The sequence below is a fragment of the Croceivirga sp. ABH4_376 genome (assembly GCF_056160685.1).
On record NZ_JBSWXQ010000001.1, the window covers coordinates 628,407 to 644,885 of the forward strand.

The window sequence follows — 16,479 nt, forward strand, 5'->3', positions numbered from 1 at the left end:
AAAGTGGCAGCGGTTTTTTAATCTTTAAACTCTAAAATATCCCCTGGTTGACATTCTAGTATTTTACAAATCGCTTCAAGAGTTGAGAACCGTATGGCTTTAGCTTTACCGGTCTTTAAAATGGAGAGGTTAGCAGTAGTAATACCTATTTTTTCTGCAAGTTCATTGCTTTTCATTTTCCGCTTAGCAAGCATCACATCTAAATTTATAACTATTGGCATGATTTAGATGGTTAAGTCGTTTTCTTGTTTTAATACATAACCACGCTCTATTATTCCTGATATTATGAGGAGAAATAGCCCCATTATCAATAATGGAATTCGATTATCCATTGCAATTATTAATCCTTCAAAAAAAACTTTTATTAGTGTGTCATCTTGATTCTTTTCCGCTAACAACAAAAAATATCCTTCATATCCCTTTTCAAACCAAGTAATGAAGAACTTAATTATACTGTATATAATAAATCCTTTACCAACTTTAGAAAAAACCTTGGCAGATGAAATATCAAAAAGATTATGTATATCTAACTGCTTAAGATGTTTTCTAAATGGGTTTAATATGCGAAGCATGTATATCAGTAGTAAAAATTTTATGAAACTTAAGAGTATTGATATTGTTGAAGCTTCGTTTTGAGATTCTGCCTCTTCAATTAAATCATAATAAACAAGTAAATCTTTTGAGAAAGAAGCTACTTCATCCAGAAGGCTTGCAATTACTACAATCAATAAAAAAGATACAACGAAACTTAAGTAGTAAAATAGTCTTTTCATAAAAATTATTGTTTAACAATAACAAATATATAAAATTATTGAAAAACGATAATAAATTATTTTAAAACAATCAATGACCACTCTTTTCCATTAGAAAAATGCCTTGATAACTCCTTAAATCCAATAACTTTATGAGCCTGCATAGAGCGGATGTTTTTGGTATCAACTTCGGTAATGATAGCCTTAAAGCTTGGTTGTATAAAACGTTTCATGTTTTGGTACAATCCCCTAAAAACCCCTTGCCCTCGATGCGTTTTGGCAACGCAAACTTGTCCCATTATCATGTAATCTTGGGCTTGATACACTTTTTCAAGTTCAACAAACATTGATTTTAACACCTCAATTTGGTTCCTAAATATTGGGTGCATTGAAAGTGCGTAGCCCACCACTTTTCCGTTTTCTACAGCAATGGTATGTGGGTAGGCTTTATTCATGGCTTGTAGTAGCTCAAAATCATGCTCAACGGTTAAAAAACCTTGTGCTTTTATTTCTTCTTGGGTTAAACTCTTGGGGAGATTTTTTTGCTGTAACGCTAGAATCTGAAATATTTCTTCCTCTTTGCTAACTTGGGTATAGTGTATCATAATTTAAATTACGTTCTTAAATCCAAAATAAACAACAGGAAGGTGTAAAGAAAAACGCATTGATAATATTGCAATTTAAACTAGGAAAATTGGTTTCAAAATTTTGATTGTCAATTAGTTCTTAAACATCGTATTATTGTATTTATCTAAGATAAATTCAGCCATTGTGTTGAATGTAGTTTAATATTTATTCAATTGGGATGGCTAAAGAGTTGGTTACACTTGGTAGTTTTGAGTTTTTATCAGACGTGCAGGTAATTAAAGGTAAATTAGAGTCTGAAGGTATTTCAGTGTTTCTAAAAGACGCTAACACAGTAGGTATAGAACCGTTTGCCTCTAATGCTATTGGTGGAATAAAACTTCAAGTACATTCTGTAGATGAGGAACGGGCAAGGGAAATTTATGATGAAGTACGTTCTTACGCACAGGATCAAGAAGGTAACTTAATAACTTGCCCCAATTGTAAGCGACAAAAATCTGAAGTTTATTATTCTAGAAACACTTTAATGCACAAACTCTTTCCTTTTTTAGAACCTAAAAAGTATCGTTGTTTACATTGTAAGTTCATTAGAAGGGCTTAATTAATTGAATTTTGTAACAAAATGACTTTTTTTAATACCAATAGCTATCAGAGATGCTTTACAAACTACAGCGTTATGCTGTAACTTAACTGTTAATAAAATTATCGACTTAAATAAAATGTTTGGATAAGCGTTAATATTCTTATCTTGAATTAACCAACTAAACTAACTGTTATGGAAGAATGGTTTACTGCACTTACCGTGTTCGAAAAAGTGTATTGGATAGTAGCCGTTATTGGTTCTATTTTCCTCTTGTTCTTGGTATTTACTACGCTCTTGGGTGGCGATGTAGAAGATGCTGGTGATGTAGATGCAGACATTGATGCAGATACGGGCATTGGGTTTCAATTTCTATCCTTTAAAAACCTGGTAGGTTTCTTTACTATTTTCGGGTGGTCTGGTATCGCATGTTTAGATAATGGTTTGGCTACAGGTATTACCATAGTCATATCCGTTATATGTGGTCTATTAATGATGTTAGCCATGGCGAGCCTATTTTACTATTTAGGAAAGATGCAAAGTAGTGGAACGCTACAACTTAAAAATGCTGTAGACCAAATAGGCGAAGTTTACCTTACCATAGGAGCAAAAAGAAGTAGAATTGGCAAGGTAAGCGTAAATGTACAAGGCACGTTAAGGGAATTACAGGCCTTAACCGATGAAGACCATGATTTAGTACAGGGTAACGTTGTAAAAGTAAAAGACGTAACAGATACTGGAATATTAATAGTTAACCTTTTAAACCAATAAAATGATTACACTACCATTACAATTAGGCGGAGGGGCAACCCTATTGGCCATTGGCTTTGCCATTCTTTTTATGTTCATTATCATTATATCGTTTATACGGCGGTATAAAAGATGTCCATCAGACCGTATACTCGTGGTTTATGGTAAGGTGGGTTCTGGTAATTCGGCAAAATGTATTCATGGTGGTGCGGCCTTTGTTTGGCCCGTAATCCAAGATTATGAATATTTAGATTTAACACCAATATCCATAGAGGTAGATTTAAAAAATGCTTTAAGTAAGCAGAACATTAGGGTTAATGTACCATCTAGGTTTACTATTGGTATTTCTACGGAACCGGGGGTTATGCAAAATGCAGCAGAACGTTTACTAGGTCTTGGTTTGCCAGAAGTACAAGATTTGGCTAAAGAAATTATTTTTGGACAACTGCGTTTGGTAGTTGCCTCCATGGATATTGAAGAAATTAATTCTGATAGGGATAAATTTTTAACCAATATTTCGCAAAGTGTAGAATCTGAACTTAAAAAAGTTGGTTTAAAATTGATAAACGTAAATATTACGGATATCGTAGACGAGTCTGGATATATAGAGGCTTTGGGTAAAGAAGCCGCTGCACATGCTATAAATGCCGCAAGAAAATCCGTAGCAGAAAAGAACAGGGATGGTTCTATTGGTGAGGCTAATGCCAAGCAAGACGAGCGTACCCAAGTAGCCGCGGCCAATGCCAAGGCAGTAGAAGGTGAAAACGTTGCTAAGATTGATGTTGCCAATTCGGATTCTTTAAGACGTCAGCGAGAGGCAGAAGCTGAACGCACGGCTATTGCTTCTGAAAAAGTACAAGCAGCAAAAGCTTTAGAAGAGTCTTATGCAGCGGAGAAGGATGCAGAAATAGCCAGGGCAGAGCGCGAAAGAAGCTCTCAAATGGCAGATATAGTTGTACCGGCACAAATTGATAAGCAAAAGGTAGAGATAGAAGCAGAAGCAGAGGCAGAACGTATTAGAAGAAAAGCCAAAGGTGAAGCGGATGCAATTTTATTTAAGGCCCAAGCCGAAGCAAAAGGTATGTTTGAAGTATTGACCAAACAGGCACAAGGTTTAGACGAAATTGTAAAAGCGGCAGGCAATAATCCTAAAGATGCGGTATTATTACTAATTGCCGATAAACTACCGGAATTGGTAGAAAAACAAGCCGAAGCTATCAAAAACATCAAAATAGATAAGGTTACCGTATGGGATTCTGGAAATAGTGAAGACGGTAAAAATTCTACAGCCAACTTTATTTCGGGCATGTATAAATCCGTTCCGCCGTTGCAAGAAATGTTTAACATGGCAGGTATGGAGTTGCCAGAATACTTAAAAGGCAAAGATAAAGTCGCTGGTAAAGCAACAGAGGGCCAATCGGAAGAACAAAAATCCATAGAAGAATAGTTTAATAATTTAAAAGAGACCATGAAAAAATGGTCTCTTTTTATTTTAAGCAGTTGCCAGCTTTAGGTATGCCTGTTTTAGGGCCTTAACTACTACCAAGAGCTCTTTCTCATTTAAATGGCCATATCCAAAGCGTATGGCACAGTTTGTTCTATCTTGATAAAGAATAGTTTTTGGTAAAAACAATTCATGCTTTTCCGCTTCTTCCGCAAATTTAATTAAAGAAATAGGTTTTTTAAACCTAAGCCATATGGCTAGACCACCAGAAGGTAGTTCCCAATCAAGTATTCCGTCAAAATATTCTTTTAACAGGCTACTTAGCAAATTTCTCCGTTGCTTGTAGGTAACAATATTTTTTTTCTTTAGACGGTATATTTCGCCTTCAGCTATCAGTTCTGAAAGCATTTGCTCTTGAATAAGGTCGCCTTGGGTATCCAAAAGCTGTAAATAATTTCTTGCTTCCGTTATCACCTGTTCTGGGGCCACAACAAATCCAGTATGAAAACTTGGAAATAACGATTGCCCTAGTTTTCCTAGATAAATGATATTTCCGTTGGCATCTGCACTTGCCATGGGTAGCATGGGCGAACCTTCAAACTGAAAGTCATGGTCAAAATCGTCTTCGATTACCGCAAAACCATAGCTTTTTGCTAGTGCCAATAATTGCAACCTTCTTTTGGTACTCAACGTAGTAGTTGTTGGGTAATCCCTATTAGAACAAACATAAATGCAACGTATGCCTTTATTCGCATAATGTTCTAAAATATAGTTTGTATCCAACCCCTCTTCATCTAAAGGAACAGTTTTTATTTTTGCCCCCGCTTGTTGAAAAATCATATTGGCTACGTAATTACTTAGATGGCCTACTAGTACTAAGTCGCCTGGATTAATCAATACCCTAGATACGATATAAAGGCTCATCTCTGTGCTACGGGTATTTAATAAGTTGGCTGGTTTTATATGAAACCCCCTAGTGGCGTTTAAATAATTGCACAATTGCGTGCTAAAGACGGAAGGGATTAATGCGCTGGTTCTATTCCATTTATTGATGAGTGGTTTGCGCTTCATAGCTGCACTATACCATCTAGAAAATTGGTGTATTGGATGCAACCTTAAATCGGGTTTACCATCACTAAGGCTATATTTTGCAGTACTCTCCTCTTTGGTAGAAGCTAAATTGAAAGATTGCTGAAAAGGAAATCCTGGTGCTTTTGGATATTGGTAAACATCATTTATGTGCTGTGCGGTTGCTTTTATTTTATAAGAAGAATCTTCTGGAAATACAACAAAAGTGCCTTTATTGGGAATAATATTAACCCAACCCTGTGAAGCTAATTCTTCATAAATAGCAACAGCAGTATTACGATGCACGTTCAATAGCTGGCATAAACCCCGTGTTCCAGGTAACTTACTCCCTTTTTCTAGATAACCACGTTGTATGGCGTTCATAATTTGCTGTGCCACTTGCACATAGACCGGTTGTACTATAGACTTGTCTATAGATACGAGTTGAGCCAATAAATCTGAAACCGGACTATTCATTGTTTTAGAACTGGACTAGTTTAATCGTCCGGAAAGTTAGGACTTTTGTAGGATTAAATTAAATGACTTAAAAACTTACGTTACAAGCTTAAAAAATGAAAAAATCAATTTTATTTTCTGCGATTTTACTTACAGGTGCTTATCATATTAAAGCACAACAAGATGATGCTGTGGCAAAGGTAGATTCGCTGAGCGAAGTTGTAGTTACGGCAAACCGAATTAACCTGCCATTTAAAGAAAACTCTAGGACAATTAATATCATTACAACTAATGATATTAAAAATAGTGTGGCGGTAAATGTGGCAGATTTGCTACAGCAAGTTGCGGGTGTAGATATTAGAAGACGTGGTACCGGTGGTAGCCAGGCAGATTTGTACATAAGAGGTGGGGGTTTTGACCAAACTTTATTGTTGATAGACGGGGTAAAAATGGACGATGCGCAAACGGGTCATCATACCATGAATGCAGCATTACCTTTAGAAGTAATTGAAAGAATTGAAATAATAAAAGGACCTGCGGCTCGTGTTTTTGGGCAGAATGCATTTGCAGGGGCCATCAACATTATTACAAAAAAGAATTTGAATAACTCGGTATCTCTAAATGTAGAGGCTGGTTCCTTTGGGCAACTGAACGGTAGTGTAACTGCTGGTGTAGAAAAGGAGAATTCTTCTCATATAATACACGTAGGCAGGGTTACTTCTGCAGGTTATCGGAATAATTCTGATTATGATAATGGAAATTACTACTTGAAAAGCATTTTTAATAAAAACGCTCAGCCTATAGAAATGACCGCTACTTTCTTGGAACGTAACTTTGGAGCTGAGAATTTTTATACCACCAATCCTACTTTTAATGAGTATGAAGAAACACAAAATAGCTTGTTGGCATTCGCTACCACCTTTCAAAAAAATAAGCTAAAAATACAACCAAGAGTATACTGGAAACGCAACCAAGATTTGTTTTTATTAAGAAGAAAAGAACCAGGTTTTTACAGAAACATGCACATTTCCAATAAAATTGGTGTGGAAACCAATGCATCTTATGCTTCTAAATTGGGGATTACAGGCTTTGGTGTGGAGTTTTCTAAAATTTACTTAAGAAGTAACAATTTAGGTAATAGAAATCGTTTTATGTCTAATGTGTTCTTAGAGCACCGTTTTAGTATTGCAGATAATAAGTTAGATATTACCCCAGGGGTGGCGTTAACCTACTTTTCAGATTTTAAGTTTAAAGCTTTTCCAGGCTTGGACATAGGTTATAGCCTAACAAATAATTTTAAGGTTTACGGTAACATTGGGTATACCTACCGTATACCAACCTATACCGATTTGTTCTATAATGACCCTGTTACCAGTGGTAATGCAGATTTAGAACCAGAAGAAGCCTTTGCTCAAGAATTAGGTTTAAAGTATACCTCTGCTAAGTTTAATGCTAGTATTGCTGTTTTTAATAGAGACTCAGATAACCTTATAGATTACATTAGAAACAATGTTTCTGAAGATGTATTTACGGCCACAAATATTACTGAAGTAAACACAAAAGGTGTGGAGCTAGATGCGGCCTTTAATTTTATGTACAAAGATTTTGTGCAGACACTAAGTGTTGGTTACGCCTTTTTAGATGATAACATTTTGGACCAAAATGAAGCCTTGTCACGTTATTCGCTAAACACCTTAAAACATCAATATACTACACGTTTAAGTACGCAATTGTTTAAAAATGTACGTCAAAATATTGTTTACAAGTATGCAGAACGTACTACGGGGCAAACGTATAATGTTTGGGATGCATCTTTAGCCATCAAATTAAAACAGGCAGAGTTCACGGTTACCGCAGGTAACATATTTGATGCAGATTATATTGAGTCAGGTTTTGTACCTATGCCGCCTAGCAACGTATTATTTGGTTTACGTTATAGTTTTTAATAAACGGTTAGGAATTAAAGAGAAACAAGCGCCAACACTTATAACTATCTTGAATATAGTTGGGAATTAGTATAAAAATCTTTTTATGAAGATATTTTAATATTGATTTTTTAAAGTTTTGGTGCTTTTAAAGTCCTTACTAAACGTTAAGATAAGGTTACCTAGCCCATCATTTTACTATTTTTGTAGATTAAATTGATTTAAGATTGAAATTAAATCTACAACAAATTCCAAGAATAAAAACCTTAAGTAAGGAGGCTTTTATACGCGATTATTTTAAGCCGCAAAAACCTGTGGTTATAGAGGAAATGATTGCAGATTGGCCTGCCTACAATAAATGGAATTTGGACTACATGAAACAGGTGGCAGGGGATATAGAGGTTCCTTTATACGATGATAGACCCGTAAAACATGATGAAGGTTTTAATGAGCCGCATGCCAAAATGAAAATGGCCGATTATGTGGATTTACTAAAAAAAGAACCTACCAAATACCGAATTTTTCTGTGGAATATTCTTAAAGAAGTACCACAACTACAAAAGGATTTTAGTTTTCCAGATTTTGGAATTAGATTGATGAAAGGCCTGCCAATGCTATTTTTTGGAGGAAAAGACTCCTACACCTTTATGCATTATGATATTGACTTGGCCAATATCTTTCATTTTCATTTTGAAGGTAAGAAAGAATGTATTCTTTTTCCACAATCCGAAACCAAACATTTATACAAGGTGCCCCACTCTTTAATTACTAGGGAAGATATAGATTTTGCCAATCCAGATGTTGGCCAATGGCCAGCATTAAAAAACGCAAAAGGGTTTATTACCCAATTAGAGCATGGTAATGTGCTTTACATACCAGAAGGCTACTGGCACTACATGCGGTATATTACGCCAGGTTTTAGCATGAGTTTAAGAGCTATTGCCAGAAAACCAAAAAACTTTGCAAAAGCACTATACAATATTTTTGTGATGCGCCATTATGATAATGCCATGCGTAAATGGAAGGGTCAAGCTTGGATAGACTATAAAAACCAACAGGCAGTGGAGAGAACCAGTGCCCGTTAGTTCTGGGTTGGTCTGTGGTTACTCGTATTTTAAATGGGTTACTAAATCTATCTTTAATGCCTTTAGTGCTTGTATTAAAATTATGGCTAATGTTAGGGTTAACATAAGTACCATGGTAATGGCAAAAGGTGCTAAAGGCACATTAATTCGGTATGCAAAATCTTCTAGCCACCTATCTGCTAACAAATAAGAAACAGGCAGAGCAATGCACAACGCTATTAGGGCTATCACAATAAATTCTTTTATCAAGCTTAAAATCAAAGTTTTTTCTGATGCTCCCAAGGTTTTACGTATAGCAACTTCTTTGTAGCGTTGTTGCACGCTATGAGAGGCTATGGCAAATAGTCCTAAAAGCGAAATAAATATCATTAAGAAAGATAAAATGGTCACCAATGTTTCTAACCGCTTTTGTTTTGCAAAAGTCTTGGCAAAATTTTGGTCCAAAAATTCGTATTTAAATGGAAACCTGGGTTCAATATTTTGGGTCCAGAAATCCTCTATACTTGCTACGGTTTCGGTAATTGCGGTGCCATTTAATTTTACCATTAAATGGGTAGGTTTTCCCCAATCTCCGGTTTCCCCTTTAAGATAGGGCATGTAAAGGGCAGGGTACGCTCCTTGATCAAAACCCTTAGCAATATAATTGTCTATAACGCCAATTATAGTGCCTTTATAACCCCAATATTCTACTTGTTTTCCTATCGGATTTTTAAATTGAAAGTTAGACACCAATTTTTGATTAACAATTACTTCATTGGCGTAAATGGTATCTCCGTCATTATCCAAGAATACTTGAGAGGTGTCTACATCCATCCAATCTTTGGTAAAGTTTTTGCCTTTATTCAGTTTTATATCCATAGTGGGTATAAAATCAGCATCAATAAAATGCATATCTGCTTGGAAACTTAATTCTTGATAATCTACGTTAGAATTGGAGCCAAAACCGGCATACGTGCCAGGCGGTCTGGTGGTAGTAGCCACGGCTGCAACCCCATCTATCTTTTTAAGTTCTTGTTTAAAAGTAGCCAACTTATTGTGGGTCTCCCCTGCATTTCTAATGTTTATAATTAGCATTTGTTCTTTGGTGAACCCCAAATCACGATTGTTCATGTAATGCAATTGAGATTTGATTAAAAAAGCAGAAATAAGAAAAATACCAGAAATACAGAACTGAAAAACAATCATGCCTCGTTTTAGTTTTTGCCCACTTTTAGAGCGACTAAAATTTCCCTTTAAAACCTTGACTGGGTTAAATTGACTTAAGTAAATACCCGGAAACAAGCCAGAAATTAAAATTAAGACGGTAATTATGCCAAAGCCCCACCACCATTTGTTGTAAGCATTTAGCAATTCCAAATCCGTACCCATTAAGGTGTTAAAAGGAGGTAGTACAATTTCTATCAAAGCCAAGGATACCAATAAAGCAAAAGCACATTGCAGGGCAACTTCAAAAATAAATTGGGATATAACGTTTAGTTTGGATGTTCCCAATGTTTTTCTAATAGCTACTTCTTTAGCGCGTTTGGTGGCGCCAGAAATGCTCAAATTGATAAAATTGATGGCGGAAATCACCAAAATAAGCAAAGCGAAAACAGCTAGAATGTAAAGTGTATTAGCACCTTTACCCATTAAAGCTTTACCAAAAAGGTGCCTGTCTCCTAGATTTTCTACAAACATTGCCTCTTCTTTTTGCTCCAAATATTGCTCGTAGGTTACACCCCAAGATTCGTAGGTGTTTTGGTCGTAGAATTCATCAAACTTTTTATTAAATGCAGCAACATCTACCCCTTTGTGTAACATAAAATAGGCATCGTAATTAAAATTACCCCAGTGATCATTGTTATTGGCTTTTAAGTCCATTAAACGCAAAACCGCATGTTCTTCATCACTTGGGTAGCCATCGGTACTGTAAACAGCGGCAATAGTAAAATTATGGGGTTCGTTTCGGTAAAGCGTTTCCACAGTTTCTCCAACAGGGTTTACGTCTCCAAATAGCTCTTTAGAGAACGCTTCGCTTAAAACCAATTGGCTGTCATCTTTAAAAAGATTTGTGGTGTCTCCATATTTTATGGGGTAGGGAAAGAACTTAAAGAAATTGGCGGTGGTGCGCTTGGCGCTGGAAATCACTTTTTTACCATCTTTATTAAACAAAATGCCGCTGTCATAATTCATTAGTAACGCATCTTCTAGCTCTGGCAGTTGTTCTAAAGCCGTTTTTACCATTACACGCGGTGCGCTTTCCCAAACTTCGCCATTATCAAAAAGACGAATTGGACGGTAAATACGGTCTAGGTTAGGATTCCATTTTTCGTAACTCAATTCCTTACTAACAAAAAGGAGAATAAGTACAAATGTGGTAACCCCAAGGATTAAACCTAATGTATTGATGATAGGGTATAGTGGACTTTTTTTAAGGTGCCTAGTAAAAATTTTTAACCAGGAATAGATCATGATTGTTCGTTTTTTGATGGATGATTAAACTATGGCAACTTGTCTTTGGTTCTCTTTTTCCATTAAGATGTTGCCGTCTTTTAGGGTTACAATACGGTTGCTAAAACTGGCATCGTAACTAGAGTGGGTTACCATTAAAATGGTAGAACCTTGGTGGTTAAGCTCAGATAACAACTCCATAACCTCATTGCCATTGGTACTGTCCAAATTACCGGTAGGCTCATCTGCTAAGATAATTTTTGGGGCGGTCACCAATGCCCGGGCAACGGCAACGCGTTGTTGTTGCCCACCAGATAATTGCTGTGGATAGTGTTTGTTTCTGTGTGCAATATTTAAACGCTCCATAACGGCGATTACTCGTTCTTTACGTTCTTTCTTGCCAATATTGTTGTAAACTAGGGGTAGTTCTATATTCTCATAAACATTTAGCTCATCTATTAAATTAAAATTTTGAAAAATAAAACCGATGTTTTCTTTTCGTACTTGGGCTCTGTCTTTTTCTTTTAAGCCAAGCATTTCTTGTCCTAAAAACTGATAACTGCCGCTATTAAAAGAATCTAGCAAGCCTATAACATTAAGCAAAGTAGATTTACCGCAACCAGACGGCCCCATTATCGCTATAAAATCGCCTTGGTTTACTTGTAAAGAAATCTGGTTTAAAGCGGTGGTTTCTACTTCTTCTGTACTGTAAGTTTTTAAAAGTTGCTGTATGGTAATCATGCTAAAACGTTTAATATTAGATTGATGATGAATTTTATTAACTGTATCATGGTTTTAATCTTCTAGGTAAAGAATGTCCTTGTCTTTATAATCAGTATAAGAAGATGTAATTACCTTGTCTCCTGCTTGTAGGCCATCTAACACCTCATAAAAGTGAGCGTTAACTTTGCCAATGGTAATACTGCGCTTTTCAGCTTTGTCTTCACTGGTAAGCACAAAAACAAACTGGCCACCACTAGAGGTGTAAAAAGTGCCTTTTGGCAATAATAAGGCCGATTTTTCCTCCTTTGAAAGATATATTTTTACAGGAACCGTCATTCCTTGGTTAATACTTTTGGGTGCATTTTCTTTAAAATTCAATTCCACTTGAAATTTACCGGCAACCACCTCTGCCACTACATTCTTTATTACTAACGGATAAAGGCTGTCGTTCAATTCCAAATGTGCTTCTTGCCCTCTGGTAATGTCATTAAAATAATACTCATCTGCAGCCAAAACTAACTTATAACCATCTTGCATGTCTAATTTACCAATGAGTTCACTTTTGTTGTACGATTTTCCCAGGATAGGGTTAAAAGAAGAAAGCAGCCCTGATGCTGGCGCTTTTACAATGAAATTTTCTTTATTCTGACGTAATTGCTCCAAACTTTCTTCCATTTTAGCAATGGAGGCATTTATCAAATGCAACTGGTTGGCCCTGTCTTGTTGTTCCTTCTTAACGTGTACCTTAATATTTTGCTGTTGTTTGGATTGAAAGCTATACGTTTCTTGCGATTTTAAATAGTCGTTTTTACTAATAACACCTTTTCTAAATAAAGTAGTATCCACGCTATATTGGCGTTCCGCATTGTTGTAATTGTATGTCATTTCAATTAAATCCCTATCCAATAGCATTTGCTGATTTTTTATGGCAATTCTAGTATTTCTCAGGTTATTTATTTGTTCTATTATGGCTGTTTCTTGAGTAAGGTAGCCCAATTCTGCATTAGGGTTGTATAGTTCTAAAAGTAATTGACCTTCTGTAACTACATCCCCATTTTGCGCATAGATTTTTTTTACGGAACCACTTTCAATTGTATTTATTTGTAGTGTATTTAAAGGTTGTACTTGTGCGTTAAATAGTGCCATATCTTCAAATAGACCTTTGGTTACTGTTTTAATACGTACCCGTTCCCTTTTAATCCTAACTTTTTGGTTAGCGTCAAAAGCGGACCATAAAGCAAAACCCAGTAGCATAAGCGGTATAGCGATAAGGGCAATCTTTTTAGTAGGATTCTTCTTTTTTTCTATTTTTTGATCCATGCTATTAATTTTCGGTAGGATATAAGCCTAGACCGTGCCATTAAAATTTAGAGCTATAAGGTTCTGATAATCAACCATAAATAATTTTGCATAAATTTTAAACTGTTCATTATCGGACACTTATTTGTTCATTATCGTACAACTTGCTAACATTGGGTATGGCAAAGCAAGAGGCAACCGTACTTATTTTAGATGACGATAAAGACATTCTTTTTTCTATGGAAGTGTTTTTAAAAAGGCATTTTACCAACGTACTTACCACAACCAATCCTAAAGAGTTAGTAACTATGCTTAATAAAACGGTCTTGCATTTGGTAGTAATGGATATGAATTTTAGAGCGGGAGACCAAAGTGGTAAGGAGGGTTTGTATTGGCTTAAGCTGATAAAAGAGCGCTCTCAAGAAACCATGGTGGTGTTAATGACAGCCTATGCCAATGTAGATTTAGCGGTGGAAAGTTTAAAGAAAGGCGCCTTTGATTTTGTCTTAAAACCTTGGGGCAATGATAAGCTTTTAGCAACCCTACAAAACGGGCTTTCTATGGTAAAGTCTAACACACAAGAAAGTAAACTACAAAGCTTGTCTAAAAACGGAGTAGTGCCACAAGAAAATGTATTGGGTACCTCCCAAGCGTTTAAAGAGGTGTTGCATTTGGTAGATAAAGTAGCAGATACCCAGGCTAATGTATTGTTATTAGGAGAAAATGGTACCGGCAAGTATGTAGTAGCGAAAATGCTACATCAAAATTCAGCCAGAAAAGATAAAATTTTTGTCCATGTAGATTTAGGCTCGTTAAACGAAAATTTATTTGAGAGTGAATTGTTTGGCTATGCAAAGGGAGCATTTACAGACGCTAAAGAAGATAGTTTAGGGCGATTTGAGTTAGCAGATGAGGGAACCCTGTTTTTAGATGAAATAGGAAACTTACCGCTTCATTTACAGAGTAAACTGTTAACTGTGCTACAAACTAAAAAAGTGGTTCGTCTGGGCGAAGCAAAAGAAAGAACGGTAAACGTTAGGATAATCTGCGCCACCAATATGGATTTGCATCAGATGGTGGCAGAGCAGCGGTTTAGGCAAGATTTGCTGTATCGTATCAATACTATGGAAATTGTATTGCCGGCATTACGGGAGCGTACGGGAGATGTTGCCCTTTTGGCACATCATTTTTTAGAAAAGAATAAGCGCAAATACCAAAAAGGGCGTTTGCAATTTTCTATGGAGGCCTTAAATGCCATGGACAAGTATCATTGGCCCGGAAATATTAGGGAATTAGAACATATTGTAGAGCGTGCTGTTATTTTAAGTGAAGACAATGAAATACAAGAATCCGATTTACGGTTTGGCCCAGCGGTTACACCGCAAGAAACGGTGCAGAATTTAAATTTAGAGGCTACGGAAAAACAATTGATACAATTAGCACTTAAAAAGCATACCGGTAATGTAAGTAAGGCCGCAAAAGAATTAGGTATTACTAGGGCCGCTTTGTATAGGCGAATGGAAAAACATAATTTGTAAGTAAAACATGCGCTACTTTAACACGTTTTTCTGGCTTTGCTTACTGCTAATAGCCATTGGTATTGCAGCAGCAGTGTATTACGGTATTAAGGGTTTTTTCTTTTTACCACTTTTTTTGTTGGTACTCTGTTTGGCTATAGCAGGCCTACTTTTGTGGCGTATTAAAAATGGCTATTTAAGAACCACTCAGGTAATACAAGCATTAGTGCAAGAAGACTATGCCTTTAAGGTGCCAGAAAATCAATTGCCGACTACTTTAGCTTTGCCCTTACAAAAGTTATACGGCAATTTAAAATCTGCAAAAAAAAATGCAGCTGCTCAAAAAATAGTGTATGAGGGTATCATAGAATCCATGGATACAGGAGTCTTAATTTTAAAAAAAGGCGATGATAAGCTCTTTTATGCTAACGCAGCTTTTTTTCAACTTTTACAAATGCCTAGGTATAATAAGTGGGTAAATGCTTCGCGAGAACTAAAGGCTTTTGATGGGTATTTAAAAGAAGAAAACTGGAATAACGTAAAGGATGTCATTACTCTGAATGTCAATGGTCAAGAAAGTGATTTTTCGCTACGCACCTTTGTCTCTTACATTCACAATCAGGCTTATTTGGTGGTCAATTTGGACGCTATACAGAATTTAATAGAAAAGAAAGAGAAAGAAGCTTGGTTTAATTTAATGAAGGTGATGAGTCATGAAATTATCAATACCATGGCTCCCATACAGCCTCTTGCACACAATTTAGAATCGCTATTAGCGGAACATAAAGAAAAGCTAGGTGACAGTTATACAGATGTAAACCGAAGTGTAGAAACCATACAAAAGCGCTCCAAGCATTTATTAGACTTTATAGATACGTACCGTATGTTGGCAGAATTGCCTACACCTAAATTAGCATGGGTTTCGGTTACTAATTTATTAGCGGGTAGTATGTCTCTGTTAAGTGGATTATTGCAAGAAAAAGGTATAAAAGTTACCGTTACCGTGCCTAACGATAAATTGCGGGTTTATGTAGATGCCAAACAAATAGAACAAGTACTCATTAATTTATTAACCAACTGTGTATATGCTTTGGATGAGGTAGACGAACCTAGAATTGATTTTGCTGCAGAAGAATTAGAGCAAAAGGTTGTGTTTACAATTACGGACAATGGTAAGGGCATACCTTCTAAATTAAAGCGAGATGTTTTTGTTCCCTTTTTTACCACTCGTAAAAATGGGTCAGGAATAGGGTTAAGCTTAAGTAGAAATATTATGAATGCCCACAATGGCAGTATCCATTTTACAAGTAAAGTGGGTCATACCCAATTCTACCTTAGTTTTAAAATGCCAAATCATTGATTTTTTCATAAATAAGATGGCTTTCCCAACCTCGATATAGCAGAAAATCTAATAGTTTTTTTTTGCGTTTTTGTATAGGTAAACCTTCGGTTTGTTCCCACTTTTTATCTGCTAATTCATGAAAGACAGTATAGTAATCTGCTTCTATTTCTTTTAAGGCAGTTTTAATATTGTAATGCGATATTTGTCTTAGCTTCAGTTCATTAGTAATGCGATTTCTACCCCATTTTTTAAACCGAAACTTACCTCTTGCAAAACTTTTAGCAAAACGTTCTTCATTCAAATAACTCTCCTGAATTAAATGCGTAACTATTTGGTCAATGGCTTCAGGTATCATGCGCATACCCTTTAATTTCTCTATCACTTCTTTGTGGCAGCGGTCTTGGTAAGCGCAATATGCTTCTAATTTTCTAGTAGCTTCCTCTACCGTAAAACTTGGGGTGTTTTGCATGCTATAAATGTATAAAAACAAAAAAAGCGACTCCAAACAAATGGAGTCGCTTTT

The 16,479-nt window shown here is 36.0% G+C and carries 15 protein-coding genes; 7 read left to right on the forward strand and 8 right to left on the reverse strand.

Going from position 1 to position 16,479, the window contains the following annotated elements:
• Positions 1-17 precede the first annotated feature (17 nt).
• Genes ACXAGS_RS02765 through ACXAGS_RS02775 form a run of 3 tightly spaced genes read right to left on the reverse strand, consistent with a single transcriptional unit; the run spans position 18 to position 1,357 of the window.
• Positions 18-221, reverse strand: coding sequence for a helix-turn-helix domain-containing protein (locus ACXAGS_RS02765; RefSeq protein ID WP_474904326.1), 204 nt, complete (start codon positions 219-221; stop codon positions 18-20).
• 3 nt (positions 222-224) lie between these two features.
• Positions 225-773 carry a DUF2975 domain-containing protein gene (locus ACXAGS_RS02770; protein WP_474904328.1) on the reverse strand — a complete coding sequence of 183 codons (549 nt, stop codon included), beginning with the start codon at positions 771-773 and terminating at the stop codon, positions 225-227.
• 56 nt (positions 774-829) lie between these two features.
• Positions 830-1,357 carry an N-acetyltransferase family protein gene (locus ACXAGS_RS02775; protein ID WP_474904330.1) on the reverse strand — a complete coding sequence of 176 codons (528 nt, stop codon included), beginning with the start codon at positions 1,355-1,357 and terminating at the stop codon, positions 830-832.
• Positions 1,358-1,557: 200 nt separating this feature from the next.
• On the opposite strand from ACXAGS_RS02775, the gene ACXAGS_RS02780 reads away from it, so the two are divergent.
• From ACXAGS_RS02780 to ACXAGS_RS02790, 3 genes are all read left to right on the forward strand, one after another.
• Positions 1,558-1,938, forward strand: coding sequence for a putative signal transducing protein (locus ACXAGS_RS02780; protein ID WP_474904332.1), 381 nt, complete (start codon positions 1,558-1,560; stop codon positions 1,936-1,938).
• A gap of 174 nt (positions 1,939-2,112) precedes the next feature.
• Positions 2,113-2,688 carry a hypothetical protein gene (locus ACXAGS_RS02785; protein WP_474904333.1) on the forward strand — a complete coding sequence of 192 codons (576 nt, stop codon included), beginning with the start codon at positions 2,113-2,115 and terminating at the stop codon, positions 2,686-2,688.
• 1 nt (position 2,689) lies between these two features.
• On the forward strand, positions 2,690-4,114 hold the full coding sequence (locus ACXAGS_RS02790) for a flotillin family protein (protein WP_474904335.1): 1,425 nt from the start codon (positions 2,690-2,692) through the stop codon (positions 4,112-4,114).
• A gap of 45 nt (positions 4,115-4,159) precedes the next feature.
• On the opposite strand, the gene ACXAGS_RS02795 is transcribed toward ACXAGS_RS02790, so the two are convergent.
• Positions 4,160-5,656 (reverse strand): aminotransferase-like domain-containing protein, encoded by a 1,497-nt coding sequence (locus tag ACXAGS_RS02795; RefSeq protein ID WP_474904337.1) that lies wholly within the window; start codon positions 5,654-5,656, stop codon positions 4,160-4,162.
• 95 nt (positions 5,657-5,751) lie between these two features.
• Here ACXAGS_RS02795 and ACXAGS_RS02800 point away from each other — a divergent pair, with 95 nt between their 5' ends.
• Together ACXAGS_RS02800 and ACXAGS_RS02805 are read left to right on the forward strand one after the other, a co-directional pair.
• A complete protein-coding gene (locus ACXAGS_RS02800) occupies positions 5,752-7,581 on the forward strand; it encodes a TonB-dependent receptor plug domain-containing protein (RefSeq protein WP_474904338.1) in 1,830 nt (609 codons plus the stop codon).
• Positions 7,582-7,787: 206 nt separating this feature from the next.
• Complete coding sequence (locus ACXAGS_RS02805) at positions 7,788-8,645, forward strand: cupin-like domain-containing protein (RefSeq protein ID WP_474904340.1); 858 nt, start codon at positions 7,788-7,790, stop codon at positions 8,643-8,645.
• 18 nt (positions 8,646-8,663) lie between these two features.
• On the opposite strand, the gene ACXAGS_RS02810 is transcribed toward ACXAGS_RS02805, so the two are convergent.
• From ACXAGS_RS02810 to ACXAGS_RS02820, 3 genes are read right to left on the reverse strand one after another with little or no spacing between them, the layout of a single operon-like run.
• Entirely contained in the window at positions 8,664-11,096 is a 2,433-nt protein-coding gene (locus ACXAGS_RS02810; protein WP_474904342.1) for an ABC transporter permease, read from the reverse strand.
• Positions 11,097-11,120: 24 nt separating this feature from the next.
• Positions 11,121-11,816, reverse strand: a complete 696-nt coding sequence (locus tag ACXAGS_RS02815; RefSeq protein ID WP_474904343.1) for an ABC transporter ATP-binding protein — start codon at positions 11,814-11,816, stop codon at positions 11,121-11,123.
• Positions 11,817-11,870: 54 nt separating this feature from the next.
• Positions 11,871-13,118, reverse strand: a complete 1,248-nt coding sequence (locus ACXAGS_RS02820) for an efflux RND transporter periplasmic adaptor subunit (protein WP_474904345.1) — start codon at positions 13,116-13,118, stop codon at positions 11,871-11,873.
• 158 nt (positions 13,119-13,276) lie between these two features.
• Here ACXAGS_RS02820 and ACXAGS_RS02825 point away from each other — a divergent pair, with 158 nt between their 5' ends.
• Both ACXAGS_RS02825 and ACXAGS_RS02830 read left to right on the forward strand, forming a co-directional pair.
• Entirely contained in the window at positions 13,277-14,635 is a 1,359-nt protein-coding gene (locus ACXAGS_RS02825) for a sigma-54-dependent transcriptional regulator (protein ID WP_474904346.1), read from the forward strand.
• Between the two features lie 7 nt (positions 14,636-14,642).
• Positions 14,643-15,974, forward strand: coding sequence for a sensor histidine kinase (locus tag ACXAGS_RS02830; protein WP_474904347.1), 1,332 nt, complete (start codon positions 14,643-14,645; stop codon positions 15,972-15,974).
• On the opposite strand, the gene ACXAGS_RS02835 is transcribed toward ACXAGS_RS02830, so the two are convergent.
• Positions 15,955-16,425 (reverse strand): regulatory protein RecX, encoded by a 471-nt coding sequence (locus ACXAGS_RS02835; RefSeq protein WP_474904349.1) that lies wholly within the window; start codon positions 16,423-16,425, stop codon positions 15,955-15,957. The genes ACXAGS_RS02830 and ACXAGS_RS02835 overlap by 20 nt on opposite strands.
• Between the last annotated feature and the right edge of the window lie 54 nt (positions 16,426-16,479).

Coding starts and splice junctions, on each gene's coding strand:
- ACXAGS_RS02820 (WP_474904345.1), bottom strand. CDS start 13,118: ATGGATCAAAAAATAGAAAAAAAGAAGAATCCTACTAAAAAGATTGCC.
- ACXAGS_RS02795 (WP_474904337.1), bottom strand. CDS start 5,656: ATGAATAGTCCGGTTTCAGATTTATTGGCTCAACTCGTATCTATAGAC.
- ACXAGS_RS02835 (WP_474904349.1), bottom strand. CDS start 16,425: ATGCAAAACACCCCAAGTTTTACGGTAGAGGAAGCTACTAGAAAATTA.
- ACXAGS_RS02780 (WP_474904332.1), top strand. CDS start 1,558: ATGGCTAAAGAGTTGGTTACACTTGGTAGTTTTGAGTTTTTATCAGAC.
- ACXAGS_RS02825 (WP_474904346.1), top strand. CDS start 13,277: ATGGCAAAGCAAGAGGCAACCGTACTTATTTTAGATGACGATAAAGAC.
- ACXAGS_RS02765 (WP_474904326.1), bottom strand. CDS start 221: ATGCCAATAGTTATAAATTTAGATGTGATGCTTGCTAAGCGGAAAATG.
- ACXAGS_RS02815 (WP_474904343.1), bottom strand. CDS start 11,816: ATGATTACCATACAGCAACTTTTAAAAACTTACAGTACAGAAGAAGTA.
- ACXAGS_RS02790 (WP_474904335.1), top strand. CDS start 2,690: ATGATTACACTACCATTACAATTAGGCGGAGGGGCAACCCTATTGGCC.
- ACXAGS_RS02775 (WP_474904330.1), bottom strand. CDS start 1,357: ATGATACACTATACCCAAGTTAGCAAAGAGGAAGAAATATTTCAGATT.
- ACXAGS_RS02810 (WP_474904342.1), bottom strand. CDS start 11,096: ATGATCTATTCCTGGTTAAAAATTTTTACTAGGCACCTTAAAAAAAGT.
- ACXAGS_RS02770 (WP_474904328.1), bottom strand. CDS start 773: ATGAAAAGACTATTTTACTACTTAAGTTTCGTTGTATCTTTTTTATTG.
- ACXAGS_RS02830 (WP_474904347.1), top strand. CDS start 14,643: ATGCGCTACTTTAACACGTTTTTCTGGCTTTGCTTACTGCTAATAGCC.
- ACXAGS_RS02800 (WP_474904338.1), top strand. CDS start 5,752: ATGAAAAAATCAATTTTATTTTCTGCGATTTTACTTACAGGTGCTTAT.
- ACXAGS_RS02785 (WP_474904333.1), top strand. CDS start 2,113: ATGGAAGAATGGTTTACTGCACTTACCGTGTTCGAAAAAGTGTATTGG.